Origin of the sequence: Rhodopirellula sp. UBA1907 (assembly GCF_002337565.1) — a bacterium.
Lineage (GTDB): Bacteria > Planctomycetota > Planctomycetia > Pirellulales > Pirellulaceae > Rhodopirellula > Rhodopirellula europaea.
On the sequence record NZ_DDGH01000072.1, the window covers coordinates 25955 to 47771 of the forward strand.

At 56.0% G+C, this 21817-nt stretch carries 19 protein-coding genes; 13 read left to right on the forward strand and 6 right to left on the reverse strand.

From position 1 onward, the window contains the following. Positions 1-132: 132 nt before the first annotated feature. The gene (locus B2R17_RS15440) at positions 133-3231 is read left to right on the forward strand and encodes a DUF5060 domain-containing protein (protein ID WP_286764687.1); all 3099 of its coding nucleotides are present in this window, start codon (positions 133-135) and stop codon (positions 3229-3231) included. Here the strand turns inward: B2R17_RS15440 and B2R17_RS15445 are convergent. Continuing rightward, entirely contained in the window at positions 3220-4419 is a 1200-nt protein-coding gene (locus tag B2R17_RS15445) for an ATP-grasp domain-containing protein (RefSeq protein ID WP_286764688.1), read from the reverse strand. The two genes, B2R17_RS15440 and B2R17_RS15445, sit on opposite strands and share 12 nt — an antisense overlap. Positions 4420-4633: 214 nt before the next feature. Here B2R17_RS15445 and fae point away from each other — a divergent pair, with 214 nt between their 5' ends. Further along, positions 4634-5131 carry a formaldehyde-activating enzyme gene (fae, locus tag B2R17_RS15450; RefSeq protein WP_008658809.1) on the forward strand — a complete coding sequence of 166 codons (498 nt, stop codon included), beginning with the start codon at positions 4634-4636 and terminating at the stop codon, positions 5129-5131. A 63-nt stretch (positions 5132-5194) separates the two neighbouring features. Continuing rightward, a complete protein-coding gene (locus B2R17_RS15455; RefSeq protein ID WP_286764689.1) occupies positions 5195-6121 on the forward strand; it encodes a methylene-tetrahydromethanopterin dehydrogenase N-terminal domain-containing protein in 927 nt (308 codons plus the stop codon). Positions 6122-6231: 110 nt separating this feature from the next. On the opposite strand, the gene B2R17_RS15460 is transcribed toward B2R17_RS15455, so the two are convergent. Together B2R17_RS15460 and B2R17_RS15465 are read right to left on the reverse strand one after the other, a co-directional pair. Continuing rightward, positions 6232-7977 (reverse strand): hypothetical protein, encoded by a 1746-nt coding sequence (locus B2R17_RS15460; RefSeq protein ID WP_339886886.1) that lies wholly within the window; start codon positions 7975-7977, stop codon positions 6232-6234. Positions 7978-8233: 256 nt separating this feature from the next. Beyond that, on the reverse strand, positions 8234-8494 hold the full coding sequence (locus B2R17_RS15465; protein WP_286764691.1) for a hypothetical protein: 261 nt from the start codon (positions 8492-8494) through the stop codon (positions 8234-8236). 69 nt (positions 8495-8563) lie between these two features. On the opposite strand from B2R17_RS15465, the gene B2R17_RS15470 reads away from it, so the two are divergent. Further along, positions 8564-9475: a dihydrodipicolinate synthase family protein gene (locus B2R17_RS15470; protein WP_286764692.1), complete on the forward strand. Its 912-nt coding sequence runs from the start codon at positions 8564-8566 to the stop codon at positions 9473-9475. A 131-nt stretch (positions 9476-9606) separates the two neighbouring features. On the opposite strand, the gene B2R17_RS15475 is transcribed toward B2R17_RS15470, so the two are convergent. From B2R17_RS15475 to pyk, 3 genes are all read right to left on the reverse strand, one after another. Continuing rightward, entirely contained in the window at positions 9607-9987 is a 381-nt protein-coding gene (locus tag B2R17_RS15475; RefSeq protein WP_286764730.1) for an Hsp20/alpha crystallin family protein, read from the reverse strand. 104 nt (positions 9988-10091) lie between these two features. Next, positions 10092-10517: an Hsp20/alpha crystallin family protein gene (locus B2R17_RS15480; RefSeq protein ID WP_286764693.1), complete on the reverse strand. Its 426-nt coding sequence runs from the start codon at positions 10515-10517 to the stop codon at positions 10092-10094. Between the two features lie 303 nt (positions 10518-10820). Next, positions 10821-12251 carry a pyruvate kinase gene (gene pyk, locus B2R17_RS15485; protein ID WP_008665317.1) on the reverse strand — a complete coding sequence of 477 codons (1431 nt, stop codon included), beginning with the start codon at positions 12249-12251 and terminating at the stop codon, positions 10821-10823. Between the two features lie 196 nt (positions 12252-12447). On the opposite strand from pyk, the gene B2R17_RS15490 reads away from it, so the two are divergent. The 9 genes from B2R17_RS15490 (at position 12448) to B2R17_RS15530 (ending at position 21809) form a co-directional block, all read left to right on the forward strand. After that, the gene (locus tag B2R17_RS15490; protein ID WP_286764694.1) at positions 12448-13071 is read left to right on the forward strand and encodes a hypothetical protein; all 624 of its coding nucleotides are present in this window, start codon (positions 12448-12450) and stop codon (positions 13069-13071) included. 37 nt (positions 13072-13108) lie between these two features. Further along, a complete protein-coding gene (gene bioB / locus B2R17_RS15495; RefSeq protein WP_008658819.1) occupies positions 13109-14188 on the forward strand; it encodes a biotin synthase BioB in 1080 nt (359 codons plus the stop codon). Between the two features lies 1 nt (position 14189). Next, on the forward strand, positions 14190-15014 hold the full coding sequence (locus B2R17_RS15500; RefSeq protein WP_286764695.1) for an SDR family NAD(P)-dependent oxidoreductase: 825 nt from the start codon (positions 14190-14192) through the stop codon (positions 15012-15014). Positions 15015-15117: 103 nt separating this feature from the next. Beyond that, positions 15118-15594: a ribonuclease HI gene (rnhA, locus tag B2R17_RS15505; RefSeq protein ID WP_008665313.1), complete on the forward strand. Its 477-nt coding sequence runs from the start codon at positions 15118-15120 to the stop codon at positions 15592-15594. 107 nt (positions 15595-15701) lie between these two features. Beyond that, positions 15702-17252, forward strand: a complete 1551-nt coding sequence (locus B2R17_RS15510; protein WP_286764696.1) for a phytoene desaturase — start codon at positions 15702-15704, stop codon at positions 17250-17252. Positions 17253-17415: 163 nt separating this feature from the next. Beyond that, positions 17416-18294, forward strand: coding sequence for a phosphatidylinositol-specific phospholipase C/glycerophosphodiester phosphodiesterase family protein (locus B2R17_RS15515; RefSeq protein ID WP_286764697.1), 879 nt, complete (start codon positions 17416-17418; stop codon positions 18292-18294). Positions 18295-18495: 201 nt separating this feature from the next. After that, positions 18496-20058 carry a Gfo/Idh/MocA family protein gene (locus B2R17_RS15520; protein ID WP_008658825.1) on the forward strand — a complete coding sequence of 521 codons (1563 nt, stop codon included), beginning with the start codon at positions 18496-18498 and terminating at the stop codon, positions 20056-20058. A gap of 30 nt (positions 20059-20088) precedes the next feature. Continuing rightward, complete coding sequence (gene mtnA, locus B2R17_RS15525) at positions 20089-21159, forward strand: S-methyl-5-thioribose-1-phosphate isomerase (RefSeq protein WP_286764698.1); 1071 nt, start codon at positions 20089-20091, stop codon at positions 21157-21159. Between the two features lie 404 nt (positions 21160-21563). Next, positions 21564-21809, forward strand: coding sequence for a carbon storage regulator (locus tag B2R17_RS15530; protein WP_037250489.1), 246 nt, complete (start codon positions 21564-21566; stop codon positions 21807-21809). The last annotated feature ends 8 nt before the right edge of the window (positions 21810-21817 follow it).

Here is a 21817-nt window from a genome sequence, read left to right on the forward strand (position 1 = left end):
AGGAGCGGAAGCGACCACCCGTTTGTAGTGGACTGGGAACGTCAAAACAACCTTGCAAGCGATCGCTGTTAATTCTGCAACCACTGAACTAGATTGGTCGCTCCTATCACCCCCTCGAGGAGTTCCAACACCATGCAAGTGTGTAGATTTCGTAAGTTTCTTACGCAACAAACAGTCTTTGCTTTGGCTGTCACGGCCACTTGGTGCGTCAGTGCCACGGCCCAAAAACCAGACGCTGTCTTCACAGAAGCAAACGGGTTTGTGAAAGTCGAAGCGGAAGACTTTGCTTCACAAACCAACACCGACAAACGTGCCTTCTATCTGACAACCATTGAGTCGACTCCTTCGGTGCAACCCGATGGGGATCCTTCTCATGCGTCCGATGCCAGTGGCGGAGCGTACTTGGAAATCTTGCCGGATACGCGGCGGACACACGCTGACAAACTGATTCACGGAACCAACTTTTCGCCGCAGCCCGGCAAAATGGCTGTGCTGACCTATCGCGTGAATGTGCAGACTCCCGGTCGTTACTACGTTTGGGTACGAGCCTATTCGACCGGCAGCGAGGACAACGGTTTGCACGTTGGCATCGATGGCACCTGGCCCGATTCAGGGCAACGTCTGCAATGGTGCCAGGGCAAACACTCCTGGTATTGGGACAGCAAGCAACGAACCGAGGCTCAACACTGCGGTGAGCCCGGCAAGATTTTTCTCGACATTCATGAGCCCGGCGAACACAAAATTCATTTCTCCATGCGAGAAGACGGGTTTGAGTTCGACCAATGGTTGATGACAACGGACAGCAACTTCCAACGACCTCCGGCGGGCAAGTCGAACAAGCCCAAGGAAAATGCCACCGCACAAGTCCTTTCGCTTCCCGCAAAGGAGTTTGAATTTAAATCTGGTGGTTACTACTTGGACCAAGGCAAATGGTTGGCAATCAATCCTGATAAAAACCAATCCGCTGCTGCGAAGAAGGTCTTTCCTTTCCCCAGCGGTCGCTATGACGTCACGTTGAAAGCGGTCGGCGAGAACGACGGTCAATCCACCTACTTGGTTTCGGCTGACAAAGAATCGGTTGGCTCCTTCACTTGTCCGATGGCGGACCAAACCTTCGCCGAAGGCAAACAGTTCCATAGAACGTTTGCAAACGTTCAGATCACCGAAGGAGCTGAATTAGAAGTCAGTTCCAAGATCGCATCCGCAGATGGAGCAGAATACAGTCGTGCCCGTTGGAGCGAACTGACGTTTACCCCAGCCAATGAGTCGACCGCGAAGGCGGCAGCCAATTTCGCGAAAGAGCACAACCTCGTTGCCGCGAAGGCAGCCACTGAGTCCAAGTCCAATGATCGCGCCGGCAGCCCCACGAAACCGGTCAGTGATCAACCGCTTCAAATGCCCCGCGAAAACGATGGCGATGGTAGCGTTCAGGTCACCGGTGAAAAACGCATGTGGCACAAGGTCACCGTCACCCTCAACGGTCCCTACGCTCACGAGCAAGACAACACTCCGAACCCATACTTGGACCATCGGATGGAAGTCGAATTCAAACATGAGAGCGGCAAGCAATACTTGGTGCCGGGATACTTTTCCGCCGACGGCAATGCTGCCAACACGTCCGCTGAATCGGGCACCAAGTGGCGAGCAAATTTTGCTCCCGATGAAACAGGCGAGTGGACTTACACCGTTCGTTTCGAGACCGGAAAGAATGCTGCGATCAACCGCGATGCATCGGCCGAAGCGGTCTCTCCATTTAATGGAAAGACCGGCAAGTTCAATGTCGCAAAGACGAACAAGTCCGGACGCGACTTCCGTGCTCATGGTCGACTTCAATACGTCAACAAATCGCACCTCCAATTCGCGGGAACCGGTAAGTACTTCCTCAAAGCGGGTGCGGATGCTCCTGAAACGCTGCTTGGTTATGCCGAATTCGATGGAACCGTCGCTGGCAAACCCGGCAAAGTTCCATTGAAGAAGTATCAACCGCACCTTGGCGATTGGCGTCGGAGTGACCCGACTTGGAAAGACGGACAAGGCAAGGGATTGATCGGTGCGGTCAACTATCTTTCATCAAAGGGTTGCAACGCGTTTTCATTCCTGACCTACAACGCGGGCGGCGACGGCGACAACGTTTGGCCGTTCATCCACCGTGATGACAAACTTCACTATGACTGCAGCAAGCTGGATCAGTGGGGCATTGTCTTTGACCATGGAACTCAAAACGGCATGTACCTGCACTTCAAGTTGCAGGAAACCGAGAACGATGACCATCGACAAGGCCAGAAGGCCAATGGCTTCAAGCCCGAATCGCTTGACGGTGGCAAACTCGGCTCCCAGCGAAAGCTGTACTTGCGAGAGATCATTGCTCGATTCGGCCACAACTTGGCCTTGAACTGGAACCTCTCCGAAGAGACCACACAAACCACCGACGAACACCTCGCGATGTTGAACTACATCGAAGAGATGGATCCGTACGGACACAATCGTGTCTTGCACACTTTCCCCGGTGAGCAAGACAAGAAGTACGATCCGTTGCTCGGTGACAAGTCGAATTTGACCGGTGTGTCTCTGCAAAACAGCCACATCAAAGACACTCACTGGCAAACGGTGAAGTGGAGCGAGAAAGCCCGCGAGGCTGGAAAGCCTTGGGTGGTGGCCTTTGACGAATCTGGGTCGGCTGCTCACGGCCAGTGTCCTGACCTTGGCTACCGCGGCTACGACGGTCACGACAAGACCGGCAAAATGACCTACACCCAACACGAAGTCCGCAAGCAAACGTTGTGGGGCAACTTCATGGGCGGTGGCGGCGGAGTCGAATATTACTTCGGCTACCAATACGCTGAGAATGATCTTGGTTGCGAAGATTGGCGAAGCCGCGATCAAAGTTGGGACGCTTGCCGGGTCGCCATTGAGTTCTTCCAGAACAACTCGATTCCGTTTTGGGAGATGGTCAACGCTGACGAGTTGGTGGACAATGAGAAGCACGACAACTCGAAGTATTGCTTGGCCAAAGCCGGCGAAGAGTACGTCGTTTACTTGCCCAACGGTGGCACCACCTCGATCGACTTGAGCGATGCGGACAGCGAGTTCCAAGTTCATTGGTACAACGCTCGCATCGGCGGCGATCTTCAATCGGGGTCCGTCAAAACGGTCTCCGGCGGTGGTTCCGTTGAGATCGGGAATCCTCCCGCGGATGCAGATCAGGACTGGGCGGTGTTGCTACGGAAGTAGTTCGCCTTGAACAATCCGAATGGCCCGGCGCAATTGCGCCGAGGCCATTTTTTTTGCGCGGTCATCAACTCGAAACAACAACGTCAGGATCGGTTCACCGACTGCGACGCGTGTGCGTTCCGGCGGTAGGTCAGCAAGTTCGATGGTGATTGATTCGGCACGCCACCGCTTTCGAATCGTTGAAACGTCGACGACGCCTTCTTGGTTGGCAAACACGATTCGCTTGATCCACTGAGTGCGGGTGCTCGACGATGACCAATCTGTTGACTCGGACAGCCAATTCAATCGGCTTGCGGGGTCACCACCATCGATCGCTTCGAGGTGCATTCGCATCAACGAATCGTCCGAGCCCATCCAACCAGTATCCGTTGCCCATCGCTCGATCACTTCGCACGACGCACTCGGACGAGCATTCAGTTCCAACAACCACCATCGTCCCGTCGCATCGCGAATGAAGTCGAGGTTGAACAATCCACGAAGCGAAAACGACTTTGCAACTTGTTCACTCAGGGTCTGCAAATGACGCCAGGGCACCTCGCCGACACCGACGCCCCCGATTTGTGAGACCGGTCCTCGAGAGCCAGAGTAGACAAACGGCCGATCACCGAACCTTTGGTGCAGCCCAACGGTGAGCCCTAAGACGTGAGTCTGGTTGGCACTCGCGATCGCCACCAACCCGTACGAGCGCCCGGTGATGCGTTGCTGCAGCCATCCATCACTCGATTCTAAGATTGACTCCGTGGATGTAGGTATCGAACGAATTCCCATTCCTCCGGTCGAGTTGGTCTGCTTCCAAATCCAGCGAATGGGTCGCCCCGACGTCTCGGCAATCAGGTCGGCGGCGGAAACGTCATCGCAATTCGATCCCGCCAAACGGCATCGTCCGGCGGAGCACTGGTAGGTGAGCGGAGTCGCAACGGGGAATTCGCCAGAATCTGACGCAACGGCGATTTCGCGAACGATTGCCTGCAGGCGATTCCATTGTTGCCAAGAATTTCCCCCGCAGGAAATCTGGAGTCCGCCGACACGAATCACGCGTGCGGCATGCAAATTCGCGACTGACTCGATCTGTTGCGACAGATTTTCCTGGGATTCTTCGCCAGCCCGAAAAGGATGAAATTGGTCACAAACCATTCGGGTGTCAGAATCGCCAAACCAATCCAGACCAATGACCAGGGAATTTGGCATGCCACGCCGCAGTGACTGCGCAGCCCAGCGGACAGATGCCCCCGCCAGCAGTATCGCGGGGCGGTTTTCACCGTCGCGGGGGTTTGTTACCGTTTCGAGCCTGCCCGACCCACCCATCGCCATTGGTGTGTTCATCCTGCGTGTGGGGTAAGGACCATGTGTTCCCACCGGTAACTCTTTGGGCGTTTGTTTCCCCTCTCAAAGGCATCTTGTCATGCAATTCCACATTGGTGAATCCCTCGTCGGTGACGGCAACGAAATTTCTCACATCGATCTGATGATCGGTAGCAAGGACGGACCTGTTGGCGCCGCGTTCGCCAACGCTCTGGCAAACCAAAGCGAAGGCCACACCAACCTGTTGGCCGTTCTTGAGCCCAACGTGGCCGTGAAGCCATCGACTGTGATGGTGACCAAGGTCACGATCAAAGGCATGAAGCAAGCCGTCCAAATGTTCGGACCTGCTCAAGCCGCCGTTGCACAAGCCGTTGCCGATGCCGTCAGCGAAGGCATCATTCCAAAGGACCAGTGCGAAGATCTGGTTTGCGTCTGCGGTGTGTTCATCCACCCAGCAGCCGAAGATGACGAAAAGATCTACAAGTACAACTACGAAGCCACCAAGGACGCTCTGAAGTCGGCGATGCAAGGCAAGCCATCGGCAGACGACATGCTGGCGAAGAAGGACACCGCAGCTCACCCATTCAAGGGTTTCTGAGCCAACGCTTTTGTCCAAAGCAAACGACGAACAAGCTTCGGGTGAGAACCCGGAGCTTTTCTTTTGCCTTCAAAGAAGTTCTCCTCAACAGCAACGGTCGCGACGATGTCTAAGAAAATCCTTCTTCAACTGGACGTGGATCCTCATCCCAGTTCGTTCGATGCCGTGGTTGCGGTGGATGCGGATGTCGATCACTTGCTTCAGTACGGCAACGTGGAATGCGAGGCAGTCGAATCGCTGGTCCACGGGGCCATGTTCACGCGGGGCGGCGACGATCTGAAGAACACGGCTCTGTTCATCGGCGGGAACGACGTTGTGAAAGCCGAAACAATCTTTCGCAGCGTCCAAAAGGCTTTTTTTGGCCCCGTCCGCGTGTCGGTGATGCTGGACGCTTCGGGATGCAACACCACCGCCGCCGCTGCGGTCGCCTCCGCCTCCAAGCACGTGTCACTGGATGATTGCACGGCGGTCGTGCTGGGAGGCACCGGCCCGGTTGGCCGTCGTGTCGCACAAATGCTGGCACGACAAAACGCCAACGTGTTGCTGACAAGCCGATCGCTCAACCGAGCCGAAAGTGCCTGCAAAGAGATTGGCGAGCAGGTCAGCTCGGGCAACCTCGAAGCCGCCGCTCCCGAGAACCAAGACGACTTCAAAGCGTTGTTGGAACAAGCCGATGTGATTGTCGCCAGCGGAGCCGCAGGCGTGGAACTGGCTTCGAAGGAGTTGATCCACAGTTTGTCCAAGCTACGAGTTGCCATCGACCTCAACGCGGTACCGCCCGCCGGGCTCGGTGGCGTCGAGGCGTTCGACAAGGCCAAACCGCTACACGAAGGCCAGGACGATGGTCCCGTCGCGTACGGTCCGATCGGTGTCGGCGGCTTGAAGATGCGGACTCACAAAGCCGCCATCGCCAAACTCTTTACCTCGAATTCGCTGGTCCTGGACGCGGACGAGATCTACGACCTGACGATCGAACAAATGAATCGTTGAGCGTCGAGACGCGAACACGACACCTGTAGAAATGCGAAAAGGCGAGTCTCGAAAGACTCGCCTTTTTTGATGCACTGGCTGGTTCGCGAAAACCAAATAGTGATGAAAGCCTACAGTTCGCGGGCGTAGGTTGGGTTCCAACGAACGCGGTGCGAGATGTTGCGGATGCTGGCAGGTTGGCCGTAGGTTCCGCGGCGTTTCCAGTTGGCTTCTCGATCACCCAGTTCAGGCTGCTCGACTTCGTCCGAATCTTGAGGATCGAACAAGTGATCGTAGTTGTCGGGCAGATCACTATCAGGTAGGTCGCTGTTGGAGTCGGGCTCGGGAGCACCAAATTCAACTTTGCCCATTGTTGATTTGGGCTCGGATTCATTCGATTGATACGGAGCTTCCAGTTCCGTTTCTTCCGATTCCAAAATGGGTCGTGAGCTAATCACCGAACCGGGCTCGGTGATGATCGACGAACTGGGATAGCTCGACGAATACGGTACCGAGTCGACGATTGGATGGAACGACGAATAGCCACTCGTGATCGCCGGGCTGAAAGGGTCAGCGTATGACAATGGCACACGTTCGACCACGGTTCGCGGAACCATTTGTTGAACTTGATACTTTTGATATCGCGGAACCGAAACAGGTCGACGAACGACTTGCACGACTTCCTCTTGCTCGTAGTACTTCACCGTGATCGGTTCACGCCGAGTCTTGTAGACCACACGATTCGTTTGAACCGGCACTTTGCGAACGACTTCTTCGGCGACCCAACGTTTGCTTTGCACCGGCACCTTGCGAGTGGACGTTTCCGTCACAGGACGCTGCACGATGTAGGGCACTTTCCGCACAGTGGTTTGTGGAACCATTTTGGTCGTTTGCACAGGCACGTTTTGCGTGACCACTTCGGTTTGCATCCGCTGCACGGTGACAGGGACATTTTGAGTCACCATTTCCGACTGCATCCGAGTCACTTGGATCGGACGCTGGACTTGCTGAACTTCCGGCACGTACTGCGTCTGAGCGATTTGCTGATTGACGTAATTCGGGCGATAAACCATTTGCGTTTGGACTTGCGGCGGCGTGACCACGGGAACCGCGGTTGCGGCACCTCGAGGATACGCCAGCAATCCGAGTGGCCCAGGTTGGTAGTAGGCTCGCGGATTCCAACCCAAACCGTATTGCAGTTGGCTTGGGGTGACGGTCGTCTGTGGCACATAACCACCCGCGTCGACCGTTTGCTGTTGCACCGTCGTGACGGGTCGATAGGAGGTGACTTGCTGTGTTTGCAACTGGGTCTCAGTCACAGGTCGTTGGACCATGTACTGCTTTTGAACCATTTGCGTTTCGGTGACCGGACGCTGCACTTGGTACTGCTTTTGGTACATCTGCGTTTCGGTCACGGGACGGTAAGTCGTGACACGTTCTTCGCGTTCCGCCGTTTCATTGACGTAGCGAGTTTGTGTCACGGTTTCTTCGCGATACGAAGTTTCCGTCACCGGTTTGTAGATTGTGTAGCGTTCTTCGCGGAACGAGGTTTCGGTCACCGTTTCCGGGACGGTGATCTCACGTTCTTCAACGCGTGTTTTCAGGACGGGCCGATAACTTTTGACCTCTTCCTCAACGTACTGCGTCTCGTAGGTCAATCGTGTTCGCTCAACCAATTCGGGCTGCATGATCGTTTGGGACTGCAAGCGATATTGCGGCGTGAAGCAGCATGCATCCTGAGCCGATGCGGTGCCGGCTGCCAGCAAGCAACTCAGCGCGGAGAGCTTGGCAAATTTCGATGACAGAACAGTGTGATTCATGCGTTCATTCAAACAGAGGTCTTTGAGGCGAAGGCCGATACGAGTCGAAACGGTCATGGTGGCATGTCTCAAAAAGGAAAACCTGGGTGCGGCACCGAAGTCTCAATGCTTCGAGACGACAGGTGTACAGACCCATGGGTCACAGCCGGATTGTTGCAATGGCGAGCCCAAAGGAAAGGGCGAACCATCGGCGCGGCAGGCATCCTTGGGGCCAAAACAGCCGCACAAATAAGAGTAGGCAAGACTTAAGCCATTTGCAGAAAAAACCCGTGAAAAACGACACTTTTGCGACCTCCCCGGGGTGGCAACTTCGCTATTTTGCCGAGACCGTCTCGCCAAACACACAGGCGTTGCATTTTCGCAACATCGCACAATCCACCCAAGCCTCCCGTTCGTTCAGGGCGTCATTTTCGATCGGCACCGCACCCGAACATCGAAGCAGCAGCAAGCGGTCATCCAAAACCCAAGAGTCCTGTTCGCCGGTGGGATCGCTGCTCCCGTCGCTTCCGGGTGAAGGAGAAGTTACTTTGTGGGCCAAGATTTGACTGTTCTCCTTTTGCCCGCCGCCGGACATCCACGTTTTCCGCCGCGTCGTCTGTCAGCGGGCCCCACCGATCACTTCCCCGCCCCCTGAGTTCCCACCATGAAAACTGGACCGTTCAATCCCAACCTGTTGTCAGAATCCGTCTTTGCCGTGCCACCGTTGGCTCGTGACGCGGACTACCAAATCGATGCGGACGAAAACGAAAAGATCATCCGCTTCCTGGAAGCCGGTGGTGTCCGTTCGTTGCTGTACGGTGGCAACGCGGTTTTCTACCACACCAGCTTGGCTGATTTTGACGATCTGCTCGGGATGATCTCCGACTCAGCCGGTCCGGATACGACCGTGGTGCCATCGTTTGGTCCATCCTTTGGAATCGCGTCGGACCAAATCAACATCCTTCAAGAGTTTGATTTTGGAACCGCGATGCTGTTGCCGTCGCGAGACATCGTCGATTCGGCGGGCATCGCGACCGGCATCCGCAAGTTGTCCGAACAATACGGCAAACCAATCGTCGTTTACCTGAAGCACGACCGTTGGTTGTCTCCCGACGATTTGAAGTCGTTGGAAAGCGACGGCGTGATCTCATGGATCAAATACGCAGTCGTTCGCGACAATCCCGCCGAAGACGATTATCTCCGCGAAGTCCTGGATGTCTTTCCTGCGGAGCGAGTTGTCAGCGGCATCGGAGAACAACCCGCGATCGTTCACCTGCGTGACTTCGGCATCACGGGATTCACCAGCGGTTGTGTTTGCGTCGCACCGCGCAAGAGCATGGACATGCTTGGTTCCATCCAAGGCGGTGACATGGAAATGGCAGAATCGATTCGGCAATACTTCCAGCCGCTCGAAAACCTTCGCGATGGAATCCACCCGATTCGGGTTCTGCACGAAGCGGTTGCCCTTGCCGGCGTCGCAGAAACGGGCCCGATCCAGCCCATGCTCAGCAACGTCTGCGACGAAACCAAATCGAAGATCCAAGAAGCTTTGCGGACGATGAAGCTGATCAGCTGAGCCGAAGGCCGTTTCAAAGCGGGCCTTCACAAGAGCCATCTAAATCAGAAGCCTTCCAATACAAAAGACCGTGCGGTCATCCCGCACGGTCTTTCTCATTGACACCCACACCAAATCGACGATCACCGGTCTCAGCGGACCTGGACCTCGATTCGACGAGGCTTTGCTTCTTCGGATTTTGGCAAGTGCAGTGTCAGCACGCCGTCCTTCAACTCGGCAGTGATACCGGCCGCGTGAATCTTTTCACCGATCGTAAAACTTCGTTGGAAGTCACCGACTTCGTACTCGGACTGCAGGTAGCGGTCCGCTTCGACATGACGTGTGACCCGTCCGCGAACGGTCAACAACCGGTTCTCAAACTGGATATCCAAATCCGCTGGCTCAACACCGGGCAAATCGCCAAACAGTGTCAACGCCTGCTCGCCTTCCCAGATATCGAATCGCGGCGTGAACATTTTGCCGCGGTTGCTGTTCTGGGTCTGTTCTTTCGAACGATCCTTTGGACGAGTCATTGAGGTCGTCTTTTCATCTGACCCATTGGAATGGGTCGTCATGGCAGTGCTCATGAGTTTCTCCAATCAATCAATTAGGGTTGGGCCAAGGTAAAACCAATCGGTCAGTTCGACTGAACTTCAATTCGGCGTGGCTTAGCCGTTTCGCTCTTTGGCAACGTGATCTTTAGAATGCCGTGCTGGAAGTCTGCCGAAACTTGGTCGGCATCCACGTCCGCAGGCAATTCCATCGTTCGATGGAAGCTTCCGAATCCACGCTCCTGACGATGCCAAGTCCCGCCTTCCATCTCCGGAGCGGATCGCTCGCCTTTGAGAGTGAGCTGATTCGCATCGACATAAATCTCAAGCTGCTCGGAATTGAATCCGGGCAACTCGGCCTCGACGTAGACCGTGCCTTCGTCTTCCCAAACATTCAGTGCGGGAAAGGTGACAACGGATATGGGGGATGAACCACCGCGAGAGAACAAACGATCCATCTCACGAGAAAGTTGGCTCAATTCGTTCCAGGGTTCCCAACGAGTCGCTAACATTTTCAATCCTCCGTCTACACGAATGTGCAAGCAAAGTTTGTTGATTCAGTTTCCTTCGACAGCGAATGTCAATCTGACAGACGGCGTCGTTTGAGAACTGCAAAAATGCAACGAGTGTGCCAATCGATGGCGAAGCGACCTCAAATCCAGGCCCTCAAAAACGAACCAAACCGTGAACCGGAGTCGTTCGTAGAACTGGGTTTGGACCGATGCGACGGAAGACCATCGCGATGGATCATGAGCCGTCATTTGGCTTGTTGAGGAAGAGCGGCGTGAGCTTCAAACTCACGACCAAGCGTCGGTCTACTGGACCTGACGCAATTGCAGCGTGTCGATGATTTTCTCATCAGCCAAAGCGTTGGTGATGACCCCCAACCAAACGCCCGTTTTGCACCAACCGCTTTCCTTCAGAACTTCCAGTGCGTTGGTGATCGTTTGGTCGTGATCTTCGGAGAACTCCATGAAGAACGGCTCCACACCCCAAGGCAACATCAAGTGACGGAACGTGTGTTCGACGTCCGTGAAGGCGAAGATTGGCACTCCCCGAGGGCGCAGGGCACCGAGGACGTAGGCGAGAAAACCGCTGCGAGTGAAGACCACGATTCCTGAATCGCCCATCTCCTGTGCCAAAGTGCACGCCGATCGCAGCATCATCGACTTGGGTTCGCGAAGCACGATCTTGGAGTTCAGTTGACGGCTGACCGTTGGCTCAATGCTGGCGACAATGTTTTGCAGCACACCTACGGACTCCAGTGGGTATTTGCCCGTGGTCGTCTCGCCAGACAACATCACCGCGTCGGCTTGTTCACGAATCGCGTTGGAGACGTCTGATACTTCTGCACGAGTTGGAACCGGCGATTGAATCATCGATTCCAGCAGGTGCGTGGCGATGATGACGGGCTTGCCGTCTTCTTGGCAGGCACGAATCAAATCGGTTTGAACAAGTGGCAATCGGTGGTAATCGATTTCAACGCCAAGGTCACCGCGAGCGACCATGATCGCATCGGATTGCCGGATGATCGCCTTCATGTTGCGAACACCAGCTTGGTCTTCGATCTTTGAAATGATTCGTGCGGGTGATCCGTGTTCGTCCAAGAAAGCACGAAGCGTGCGGACGTCTTCCGCTTGGCGAACAAATGACAGTGCAACGAAGTCGATGCCCGCTTTGATTCCCGCCGCCAAATCGGTTCGGTCTTTGTCCGTGATCGCGGGCAAGTTGACTTGGACGCCGGGCAAGTTGATGTGACGTCGTGATTCCAGAACGCCCGGTGTGATCACGCGACAGCGGACCGTGGTGGCGTCTTTCTTCAGCACGTGCCAATGCAACAAACCACTGTCGACCAAGATCGTGCTGTCTAAATCGATCGCACCAGGCAGTCCCGGGTAATTCACACTCACTCGAAGAGTTCCGTCCGATTCGACGGCCGATTGATCCGCGCAGTCTTCGGTGAACAGAACCAGCTCGTCGCCGGCTTTCAGCTCAATTGCATCCTCAACCGCACCGGTTCGAATCTCGGGGCCTTTGACGTCCATCATCACCGCAACGTGACGACTGATATCCTTGGAAACCTTTCGGATTCGTGCGACGATTTCGCCGACCCACTCAGGCGTTCCGTGCGCCATATTGAGTCGCATGACATCGACGCCTGATTCGATCAACGCCGCTAGTTTTTCAGGGGACTCGGTTGCCGGGCCGATCGTGGCAATGATTTTGGTGTGACGGTAGTCCTGCACGGTTGCGTCTCAATGAGCGGAAATAAGTGACGAGGCGGCGAAGTGTCGCGGGCAAAGGCCCCGCAAACAACCAGTCGGCCGACCAACGGCCAGCATCGCACCGGTGACGGCTTTGTTGGTCACATTTGCCTCCGTTCGCCCCGCCGGTCACAATGCCGAGCAACTTCCGAACATTCGCGACTTTGGATTTCGCACGATGTCCCCTCTTGAAATGCAGCCCACGTTCTCTATGGACTTTCCGGTCTCATCGGATGTCCTCGTGGGTCGAGTGCGGTCGGCCATCAAGTCGCTCGGATCAAACACCCGGGCGGTGGCCGCGGGCAAATGCATCGAGATTGCTCCGCCAAAAAGTGAGACTCGATTCTGGTCGCCTCATTTGTCGGTCCAAATCGGCGACTCACCGGCGAGCTCCGACGCTCACACCGAAGTCACCACTTCCGCGGATTCTCCCGACGATCAATCGCATTGCCAGCTATTCGGACGTTTTTCGCCGAGACCGGAGATCTGGACCTTCTGCATGTTTTTGTACCTCGTGATGGCAATGGTTCTGTGTGGCGGTTTGCTGGTGGGGTATGTGCAGTGGAGCCTCGGTGCGTCTTTGACGGGGCTTTGGCTGGTGCCGATTTCGCTGGGCGTTATCGGTGGATTGCACGCGGCGAGCTTGGCCGGGCAAGGATTGAGTCGCCATCAAATGATTGAATTGCGTGAGCAGTTGGATCAAATTTTGGATTTGGCGATCCAAGAAACTCCCACTACGGAACGCCCCGGCTTGTCGACGGCAGACCAAACGCCGACGATGCACGTCGAAATCACGTCCTGATCTTCCTCATCTCTTTCCCCGCTGACCCCCTGGTTCCATGAGCGTTGCTGATTCCAGTGCTGCCGATTCTGTTGCTGCCCCGGACACTGCCGACACGTCATCGTCCGTCGGTGTGTTTTCGCCTCCGGGATACTACGACGCGTTGGCTCAACAAGTCCTCGACGGCACGCCGATCACCCGTGAGCAAGCTCTGGCGATGTTGGAAGCGTCCGACCTGGACGTGCCCGCGATCATCTCGGCCGGTTACCGAATTCGTCATCAGTACTTTGGCAACACCGTCCAGCTGTACTTTTTGATGAACGCCAAGAGCGGTTTGTGCCCCGAGGATTGTCACTACTGCAGCCAATCCAAGGTCTCCGATGCTCCCGTTCCCAAGTACAACATTCTCAAACGCGATGCGTTGATGGACGCCGCCAAGGTCGCGGCAGAACGAGGTGCGAAGACCTACTGCTTGGTGATCTCGGCTCGCGGACCGAATGAGCGGGAAATGAAAGCGGTCGAGGAGATCGTTCCGGAGATCAAACAGAAATACAACTTAGACATCTGTGCCTGCTTGGGCCTGCTCGATGAATCTCAAGCGGCACGGCTAAAGGCTTGTGGTGTCGACCGAGTCAATCACAACCTGAACAGCAGCGAAACGCACTACGAAAAAATTTGCACGACCCATACATACGAAGACCGCGTTCAAACGCTGCGTCACGTTCGCGACGCGGGCATGGAGATGTGCAGCGGCGGCATCATCGGGATGGGCGAATCCAAATCCGACATCGTGTCGATGGCGTTCGATCTGAACGAGCTTGGTGTGCAATCGATTCCCGTCAACATTCTCAACGCGATCGACGGCACGCCTTTGGAAGGCACCGCCGCGCTGACTCCTCAAGACGCACTCAAAGCACTCGCCATGTTCCGGTTCGTGAACCCCGATCGTGAACTGCGAATCGCCGGCGGTCGTGAACTACACCTTCGTCAGTTGCAACCGATGGGGCTGTACGTTGCCAACAGTGTGTTCGTCGGAGACTACCTGACGACGCAAGGCCAAGCACCGCAAGCGGATTACGACATGATTCGCGACCTCGGTTTCGATGTCACCGGTTCGTGCGAAGAGATGAGCGTCTGAGGTGGAAACCACCAATCGTCGTTCACGATTGCAAGACGTCTTTGACACCGATGATCCGGTTGCCATCGTCACGGGCAGTGGTTCGCCGCGAGTCGGCCGTGTCATCGCGGAAGAGCTTTCGCGGCGTGGTTGCCACGTCGCTTTGCACGCCAACACCAGCATCGACGAAGCCCAGCAAGCCGCCTCGCAGTGGCAGCAACGTTTCGGCCGCGAAGCGATCGTCGTCCAAGGATCGCTCGAAGAAGATGCAACCTGCGACGCGATCATCGATCAAACGCATCAGCACTTTGGCCGGCTCGACATCCTGGTCAACAGTGCGGCGATCTGGACGCCAACACGATTTGAGAACATCACCGGTGAAGAGATCCGACGGTACTTCCAAATCAACTCCGTCGCGTCGCTGCTGTGCGCCCGAGCTGCCGGTCGACACATGGTCGCTCAATCGACCGGCGGCTGCATCATCAACCTCGGTGACTGGGCCACCGTTCGACCGTATGCCGAACATGCCGCTTACTTCCCCAGCAAAGGCGCGATCGAGGTCATGACCCGGTCGTTGGCAGTAGAACTGGGTGCCAACAACGCTCGCATTCGAGTCAACTGCGTTCAACCAGGACCGGTATTGCTGTCCGATGATGTCTCACAGGAGACAGTCAACGAGCTGGCAGACAGCACCTTGGCTCGGCGGGTTGGAACGCCCGAAGATGTCGCTCACGCTGTCGGCTTCTTCTGCGAAAACACATTCGTCACCGGAGTCTGTTTGCCGGTCGATGGCGGTCGCAGCATCTTTGCACCGGATGGCCTTCAGATCGGTCGCAACACCGGATGAATCTGGTTGAAGCCAGACCATCGCGACGACCATTCCGCGACTCAAATCCTGTATTTCGAATCATGCAACACGGACGCACCTCCACTCAACGGACTGAACCAAGATGACCGATTCCGCAACCAAAACTGCTTTCAAACCCGTGGAGCTGTACACCGATGGTGCCTGCAGCGGGAACCCGGGCCCGGGCGGTTGGGCGTTTGTGTTGCGTTGCCCGCGAACGCTGAAAGAGATCCAACGATCAGGCGGTCAACCTCACACGACCAACAATCAGATGGAATTGATGGCGGTCATCCGTGGGCTCGAGGCTCTCAAAGAACCTTGCGCCGTCGACCTGTACTCCGACAGCAAATACGTCGGGCAGGGGATGTCGAGCTGGATGGCGGGTTGGAAGAGTCGCGGTTGGAAACGCAAAGACGGCTCCAAGTTGGTGCCGGTCAAGAACGTCGAACTGTGGCAAGAACTCGATCGGCAAATGCAAGATCACCGGGTGACCTACCACCACGTCAAAGGTCACGCCGGACACACCGAAAACGAACTGTGCGACCAATTAGCAGTCGCGGCCTACCAGCAGTATCTCTAACACTGGCCGCACGCGTAAGATAAGGCAGTTGCTCGCAGCGAGCGTTGGATGCTTGCTTTGCGAAGCGGCGATCGGTTTGTGTTCTTCGTTCGGTCAGTAAGGTTGTCATGTCCCAAAAGAAAGTCGTCATCGTTGGGGCCGGACCTGGTGGACTGGCCTCGGCGATGCAGCTCGCCGCGGGCGGCTGCGATGTGACCATCCTGGAACGCCGCGGCCAGGTCGGCGGCCGGACGTCCGCGATCGAAATCGATGGTTTCCGTTTCGACTGCGGCCCCACGTTTTTCCTCTATCCACGCGTGCTCGACGAGATCTTTCACTCGACCGGTCACGACTTGATGGAAGAGGTCCCGATGGAGCGTTTGGATCCGCAGTATCGGCTGACATTCGGTGGCGGCGGTCAACTGGATTGCACTCCCGACATGGACGAGATGGATCGCCAGATCGCTCAGTTCTCCCCGCAAGACGTCGGGCAACTGAAGCGGTACATGGACGACAACCGGATCAAGCTGGAAAAGTTTCGCCCGATCTTGGAGTCACCGTTTCATTCCGCGATGGACGTGATGAAGCCGTCCTTGCTGGGCGCTGCCAAGCACCTGCATCCATTTCGAACACTGGGCAAAGAACTCGAGCGTTATTTCAGCGACCCACGGCTCGTGATCGCGTTCGCGTTCCAATCCAAGTATCTCGGGATGTCGCCATTCAACTGCCCGAGTTTGTTCAGCATCCTGTCGTTTCTCGAATACGAGTATGGCGTCTTCCATCCCATCGGCGGCTGCAGTCGCGTCAGCGAGAAGATGGCCGAACTCGCCGAAGAGATGGGCGTGAAGATCCGGCTGAACGAATCAGTCGATTCAATCGAAATGGAAGGCCGACGAGTTCGTGCGTTGCATACCGAAAACGATCGCTACGACGCGGATGCTTTTGTCGTCAACGCCGACTTCGCGGACTGGATGACAAAGACTGTTCCCAACGCATCTCGCAAACGTTGGTCGGACGAACAGATCGCGCAGAAGAAGTTCTCCTGCAGCACTTATATGTTGTACTTGGGCATCGAAGGTCTGTACGAAGACCTGCCGCACCACAGCATCCACATCAGTAACGACTACAATCGCAACCTGCGTGAAATTGAAACGGATCACGTCCTCAGCCAAGATCCGTCGGTGTATGTCCAGAACGCGGGCGTGACTGATCCAACCTTGGCTCCCGCCGGACACAGTTCGCTGTATGTGTTGGTCCCCGTCACGCATGACACCAAAAACGTCGACTGGTCAAAAGAAGCCGCCGGTTTTCGCGAATTGACTCTCGACAAACTTGGTGAACTCGGCCTGACCGATGTGCGTGATCGAATTCGAGTGGAACACCAAATCACTCCTGACGATTGGCAAAGCGACTACTCGATCTACAAGGGTGCAACGTTCAACCTGGCACACAATCTAGGTCAAATGCTTCACATGCGACCGCGCAATCGATTCGAAGAACTCGATGGCGTTTATCTGGTCGGCGGCGGAACTCATCCGGGCAGTGGACTCCCGGTGATCTATGAATCCAGTCGCATCAGTTCGCGATTGTTGCTGCAAGACTTGGGGATGGACACGGGCTTCATCGACGACTCCGCCCGCGGTGTGCCGCCGCGTCCCGAACCAGCTGTAGTGGCATAAGCTTCCAAGCTGTGATTCTCATTCCAATGAATGGATACATTGCCACGAAGCCTTCACGAAGAATGGCACTACCAACGCTGGCTCACAACGTTGGCTCGCAAAGCAGCTAGAATCCTGGGTCTGAACTTACATTCCAGATCCATGCATTCATCACGAGCCCCACGTGAACATTCGATCGCCATTGCGACGCCGAACAAGCGTCTCCGCTGCTGTTCCATTCTGCATCGCGGTCTGCTTCGTCAGCCTTGCCACCACCATGTGCTCGGCCCAAACGTCCGCGTCGAACTCAACGGTTCGTCCGTCGCATCCCAAAGCTCACGCGCACAACGACTACTTGCATGAGCGTCCGCTGCTGGACGCCCTCGACAACGGATTCCGCAGCATCGAAGCAGATATCTTTTTGGTCGATGGTGACCTCTGGGTCGCACACTCCACCGCAGAGCTTTCCGCCGATCGAACGTTGAAAGCGTTGTACCTCGATCCGCTGCGTCAGCGGATGCAATCCCACGCGAATGATTCCTCGGAACCTTTCCAAAGCGTCGAAGGCGATGGCCAACCCGTCACGCTGTTGATCGACCTGAAATCCGAAGGAGAGTCCACCTACCGGGCACTCAATCAACTGCTTTCGAAGTACGACGACGTGTTCACGCACGTCGATTCCGACGGCGTGCATCGTCGCGGGGTCACGGCCATCATCAGCGGCAACCGTCCCATTGAATTGGTCCAGTCCGACTTGCCACGGTTTGTTGGCGTGGACGGGCGACTCAGCGATTTGGAGAGCGACTACTCAGCCGACCTGATGCCGTTGATCAGCGATCACTGGGGCCGCAATTTCCAGTGGCGAGGCAAAGGGGAATTGCCCGCGGCCGACCGAGAAAAGCTGAGCCAGATCCTAAAACTAGCCCACCAGAAAAATCGCCGGATTCGGTTCTGGGCAACGCCTGACGACGAAGCCGCCTGGGAGGTCCTGCACGAAGCCGGAGTCGACCTGATCAACACGGACGACCTCGAAGGACTCAACCAGTTCCTGCAGTTGAAGTGATGGATCGCGGGCCAGCAACACTTGAGGAAATCCGGGCTTCGCCTCCGAATCGGCCTGATCGACGAGATTCCTTAGCCGGAGCGTAAAATTGCGAGTCTTGGAACTTTGACGGCACAAGGTGGATGAATACGCCGCACGAAGCGTGCATAATGTGCATGCTTCCCCGTTGTCCCACCTTCCTCTCCTTTCCATAGGCCCGCCATGAAATCTGCCCCAGCCTCCTCCACCCGTGACTCGCGAATCAGTCGTCGTCAGTTCACCGCGACCGGAATCGCGGTCGGGGCGGCCATTGGTGTTCACACCAGCCGATCCGCTTCCGCCCAAGCCACCTCGCCCAACGAAAAACTTGGCGTGGCAATTTGTGGCGTCAACAGCCGCGGCGGAGAACACATTCGCGGATTCGACAAAGACCCCCGCACCGAAATCCGAGTGTTGGTCGACATCGATGAAAAAGTTGGCAACAGCCGCGCTGACAAGGTCGCTGACCTGCAAGGACTTCGCCCCAAAGTCGTCAAGGACTTTCGCGAAGCCTTGGACATGGACGATGTGCAGATTCTGACCAGCGCCACGCCCAATCACTGGCACGCGTTGATGGGTGTCGAAGCGATGCAGGCGGGCAAAGACGTCTACATCGAAAAACCGATCAGCCACAACATTCACGAAGGCCGTGCCCTCGTCGCCGCAGCAGCCAAGTATGGCCGCATGTTCCAAACCGGTACCCAGTGCCGTAGCAGCTCCGGCATTCGCGAAGGCATGCAGTTCCTCGCTGATGGTGGAATCGGCGAAGTCAAGCTTGCTCGCGGCCTGTGCTACAAACGACGCAAGTCGATCGGCCCATTGGGTGACTATGAAATTCCCGCAGGCGTCGACTTCAATCAGTGGAGCGGACCGGCCACCTACACCGATCCCAAGCTGACGCGTCAGCGATTCCATTATGACTGGCACTGGCAACGTCACTACGGCAATGGCGACTCGGGCAACCAAGGTCCTCACCAAACCGACGTCGCACGTTGGGGATTGGGTCTTGATCGGCACCCCAACGCGGTGCTGAGCTACGCCGGCCGTTTGGGTTACAAAGCGGAACGCAAAGACCCCGACTACGTCGATGCTGGCGACACCGCCAACACTCAAGTTTCGATTTACGATTACGGTGATAAAACGATCGTGTTTGAAACTCGCGGCCTCAGCGTTGACGAGTCGGCCGACCAAGAAATCAACGAGCTGTTCGGCTACAGCAAAGGCAACAAGATCGGCGTCATCTTCTACGGAGAAGACGGCTATCTCGTGCAAGGTCCCAGCTACAGCCGTTGTGCCGTGTTCGATAAAGAACGCAAATTGGTGCGTGAATTCAAGACGACATCCAACGTCGGTGACGCCCACTTTGCGAACTTCCTCGATGCGGTACAGTCTCGCGACGCCTCCACGCTTCATGCGGATGCGCGCTGCGGTCACCTGTCGGCTGCGGTCGCTCACCTGGGCAACATTTCGTACTACGTTGGTCAAGAAAACCGGGTCGATCCCAAAACGATCTCCGAGTCACTCGCGAACATTTCGTCTCTGGATGACGATCAAGCCACGCTCGATCGAACGCTGCAGCACCTTCGGGACAACAACGTTGATCCTGAAAAAGAGCAGCTGTCGCTCGGCCCCGTGCTGAAGTTTGATCCCGAGTCGGAAAGCTTTGTCGACAACGACGAAGCCAAAGCGATGGAAACTCGCGAGTATCGCGACGGGTTTGTCGTTCCCAGTGCGGCTGACGTTTGATTTTCCAAACCTCTCGCAACGGTCCCTGATGTGAACGAAGCTGAAACGATTCGATATCACGCCGCCCACGATGGGCGGCCAGCAGAACTGGATCTGCTGGATCAAACCAAGTTGCCTGGAACGCTAACGCGTTTGGTTTGCACAACCATCGACCAAACGCACGATGCGATTCAACGTTTGGTCGTTCGCGGTGCACCCGCCATCGGCATCGCCGCCGCGTACGGGGTCACCCTGACTCCGGTTGATGCCGACGCAAGCGCGAGCCTGCCTGAAGCGCAGGCTCAGTATCGGCAAACGATCGATCATCTGGCGACCAGCCGACCAACGGCGGTCAATCTCTTCTGGGCCCTCGATCGCATGCGAGCGATCGTCGATGGATTCTCCGGGGAAGTCGCCGAACTTCGCGAGCAATTGGTGACCGAAGCCATTCGCATTCATGATGATGATCGGCAAATGTGTCGATCCATCGGCCGCAATGGCGCGACGCTATTGGCTCATTGCAAAAGCGTCATGACCCACTGCAACGCCGGATCGCTGGCAACTTCGATGTGGGGAACGGCCCTGGCACCGATGTACCACTTGCACGAGTCGGGCCACACGCTGGAGGTGTTTGCCGATGAAACGCGGCCGCTGCTTCAGGGAGCCCGTCTGACGGCCTGGGAACTTCACCAAGCCGGGATTCCGGTCACCGTCTGCACGGACTCCATGTCCGGCAGTTTGATGCGGCAAGGCCGAGTCGACGCCGTCATCGTGGGAGCCGACCGAATCGCGGCCAATGGAGACGTCGCTAACAAGATCGGAACCTACCCGCTGGCGGTGCTGGCCAAATACCACAACATTCCGTTCTACGTCGCGGCGCCGACGAACACGTTTGATGCCGAACTCGAATCGGGCGATCTGATTCCGATCGAGCAACGCAATGCGGACGAGGTTTCGTATCCTTGCGGGGCCGATTCACCTCGCCAGACTCCGGAGGGGGTCGCGGTCGTGAATCCCGCATTCGATGTGACGCCGGCGGAATTGGTGACAGCGTTGATCACCGAAAAAGGCGTGATTTCTGGGCCCGATACCGCAAAAGTCCGGGCTCATCTCGATGCGTGACCAAACGTGTCACGCTCCTAGCTGATACTACTTGTGTGGACGAGAGAAACAGTTGTCTCAGGGTGAGACGGCCTCTCTTTTTGAAATGAGTTGAACGCGAGCTGGTTGGAACAAACTGTCATCGATCCAAACCAAGTCTGAAATCAAATCGATTTGCGAATGTAGCCATTTTCCGCTTAGAATGTGTTTTCTGAGCATAAGCGAATGATTTAAGAGGATTTGGAAGTTTAGGTGAACCTTATGGCGCAGATCTTGCTCATTAAAGTTTCCTCACGAGGGCATCGCCCCCGTGTTGCAAAGTGAAACGAGAACAGCCCTCTCTTGTCTGAGACGTTGAACTCGAAAACCAACGCTTGAAACGATTTTCAAAACGCAAAAGCATCCCGCAGGGAAAGGATTCAGAAATGTTGGTACTTAGTCGAAAAGAAGGCGAAAAGCTGGTCATCGGTGACAACATCGTGATCACGGTCAACCGAATCGCTGGCAATCGTGTCGCAATCGGTATCGAAGCTCCTCGAGAAGTTTCGATCGTGCGTGGCGAATTGGATCAACGTGACAGCGTGGATCGGGCCAGCAAAGACAAAGCGGGTGCTCCAAACTCGGCCATGCTTGACCACGATATCGCTGTCGCTGGTCAAGCCGAACGTTGATTGCCGCT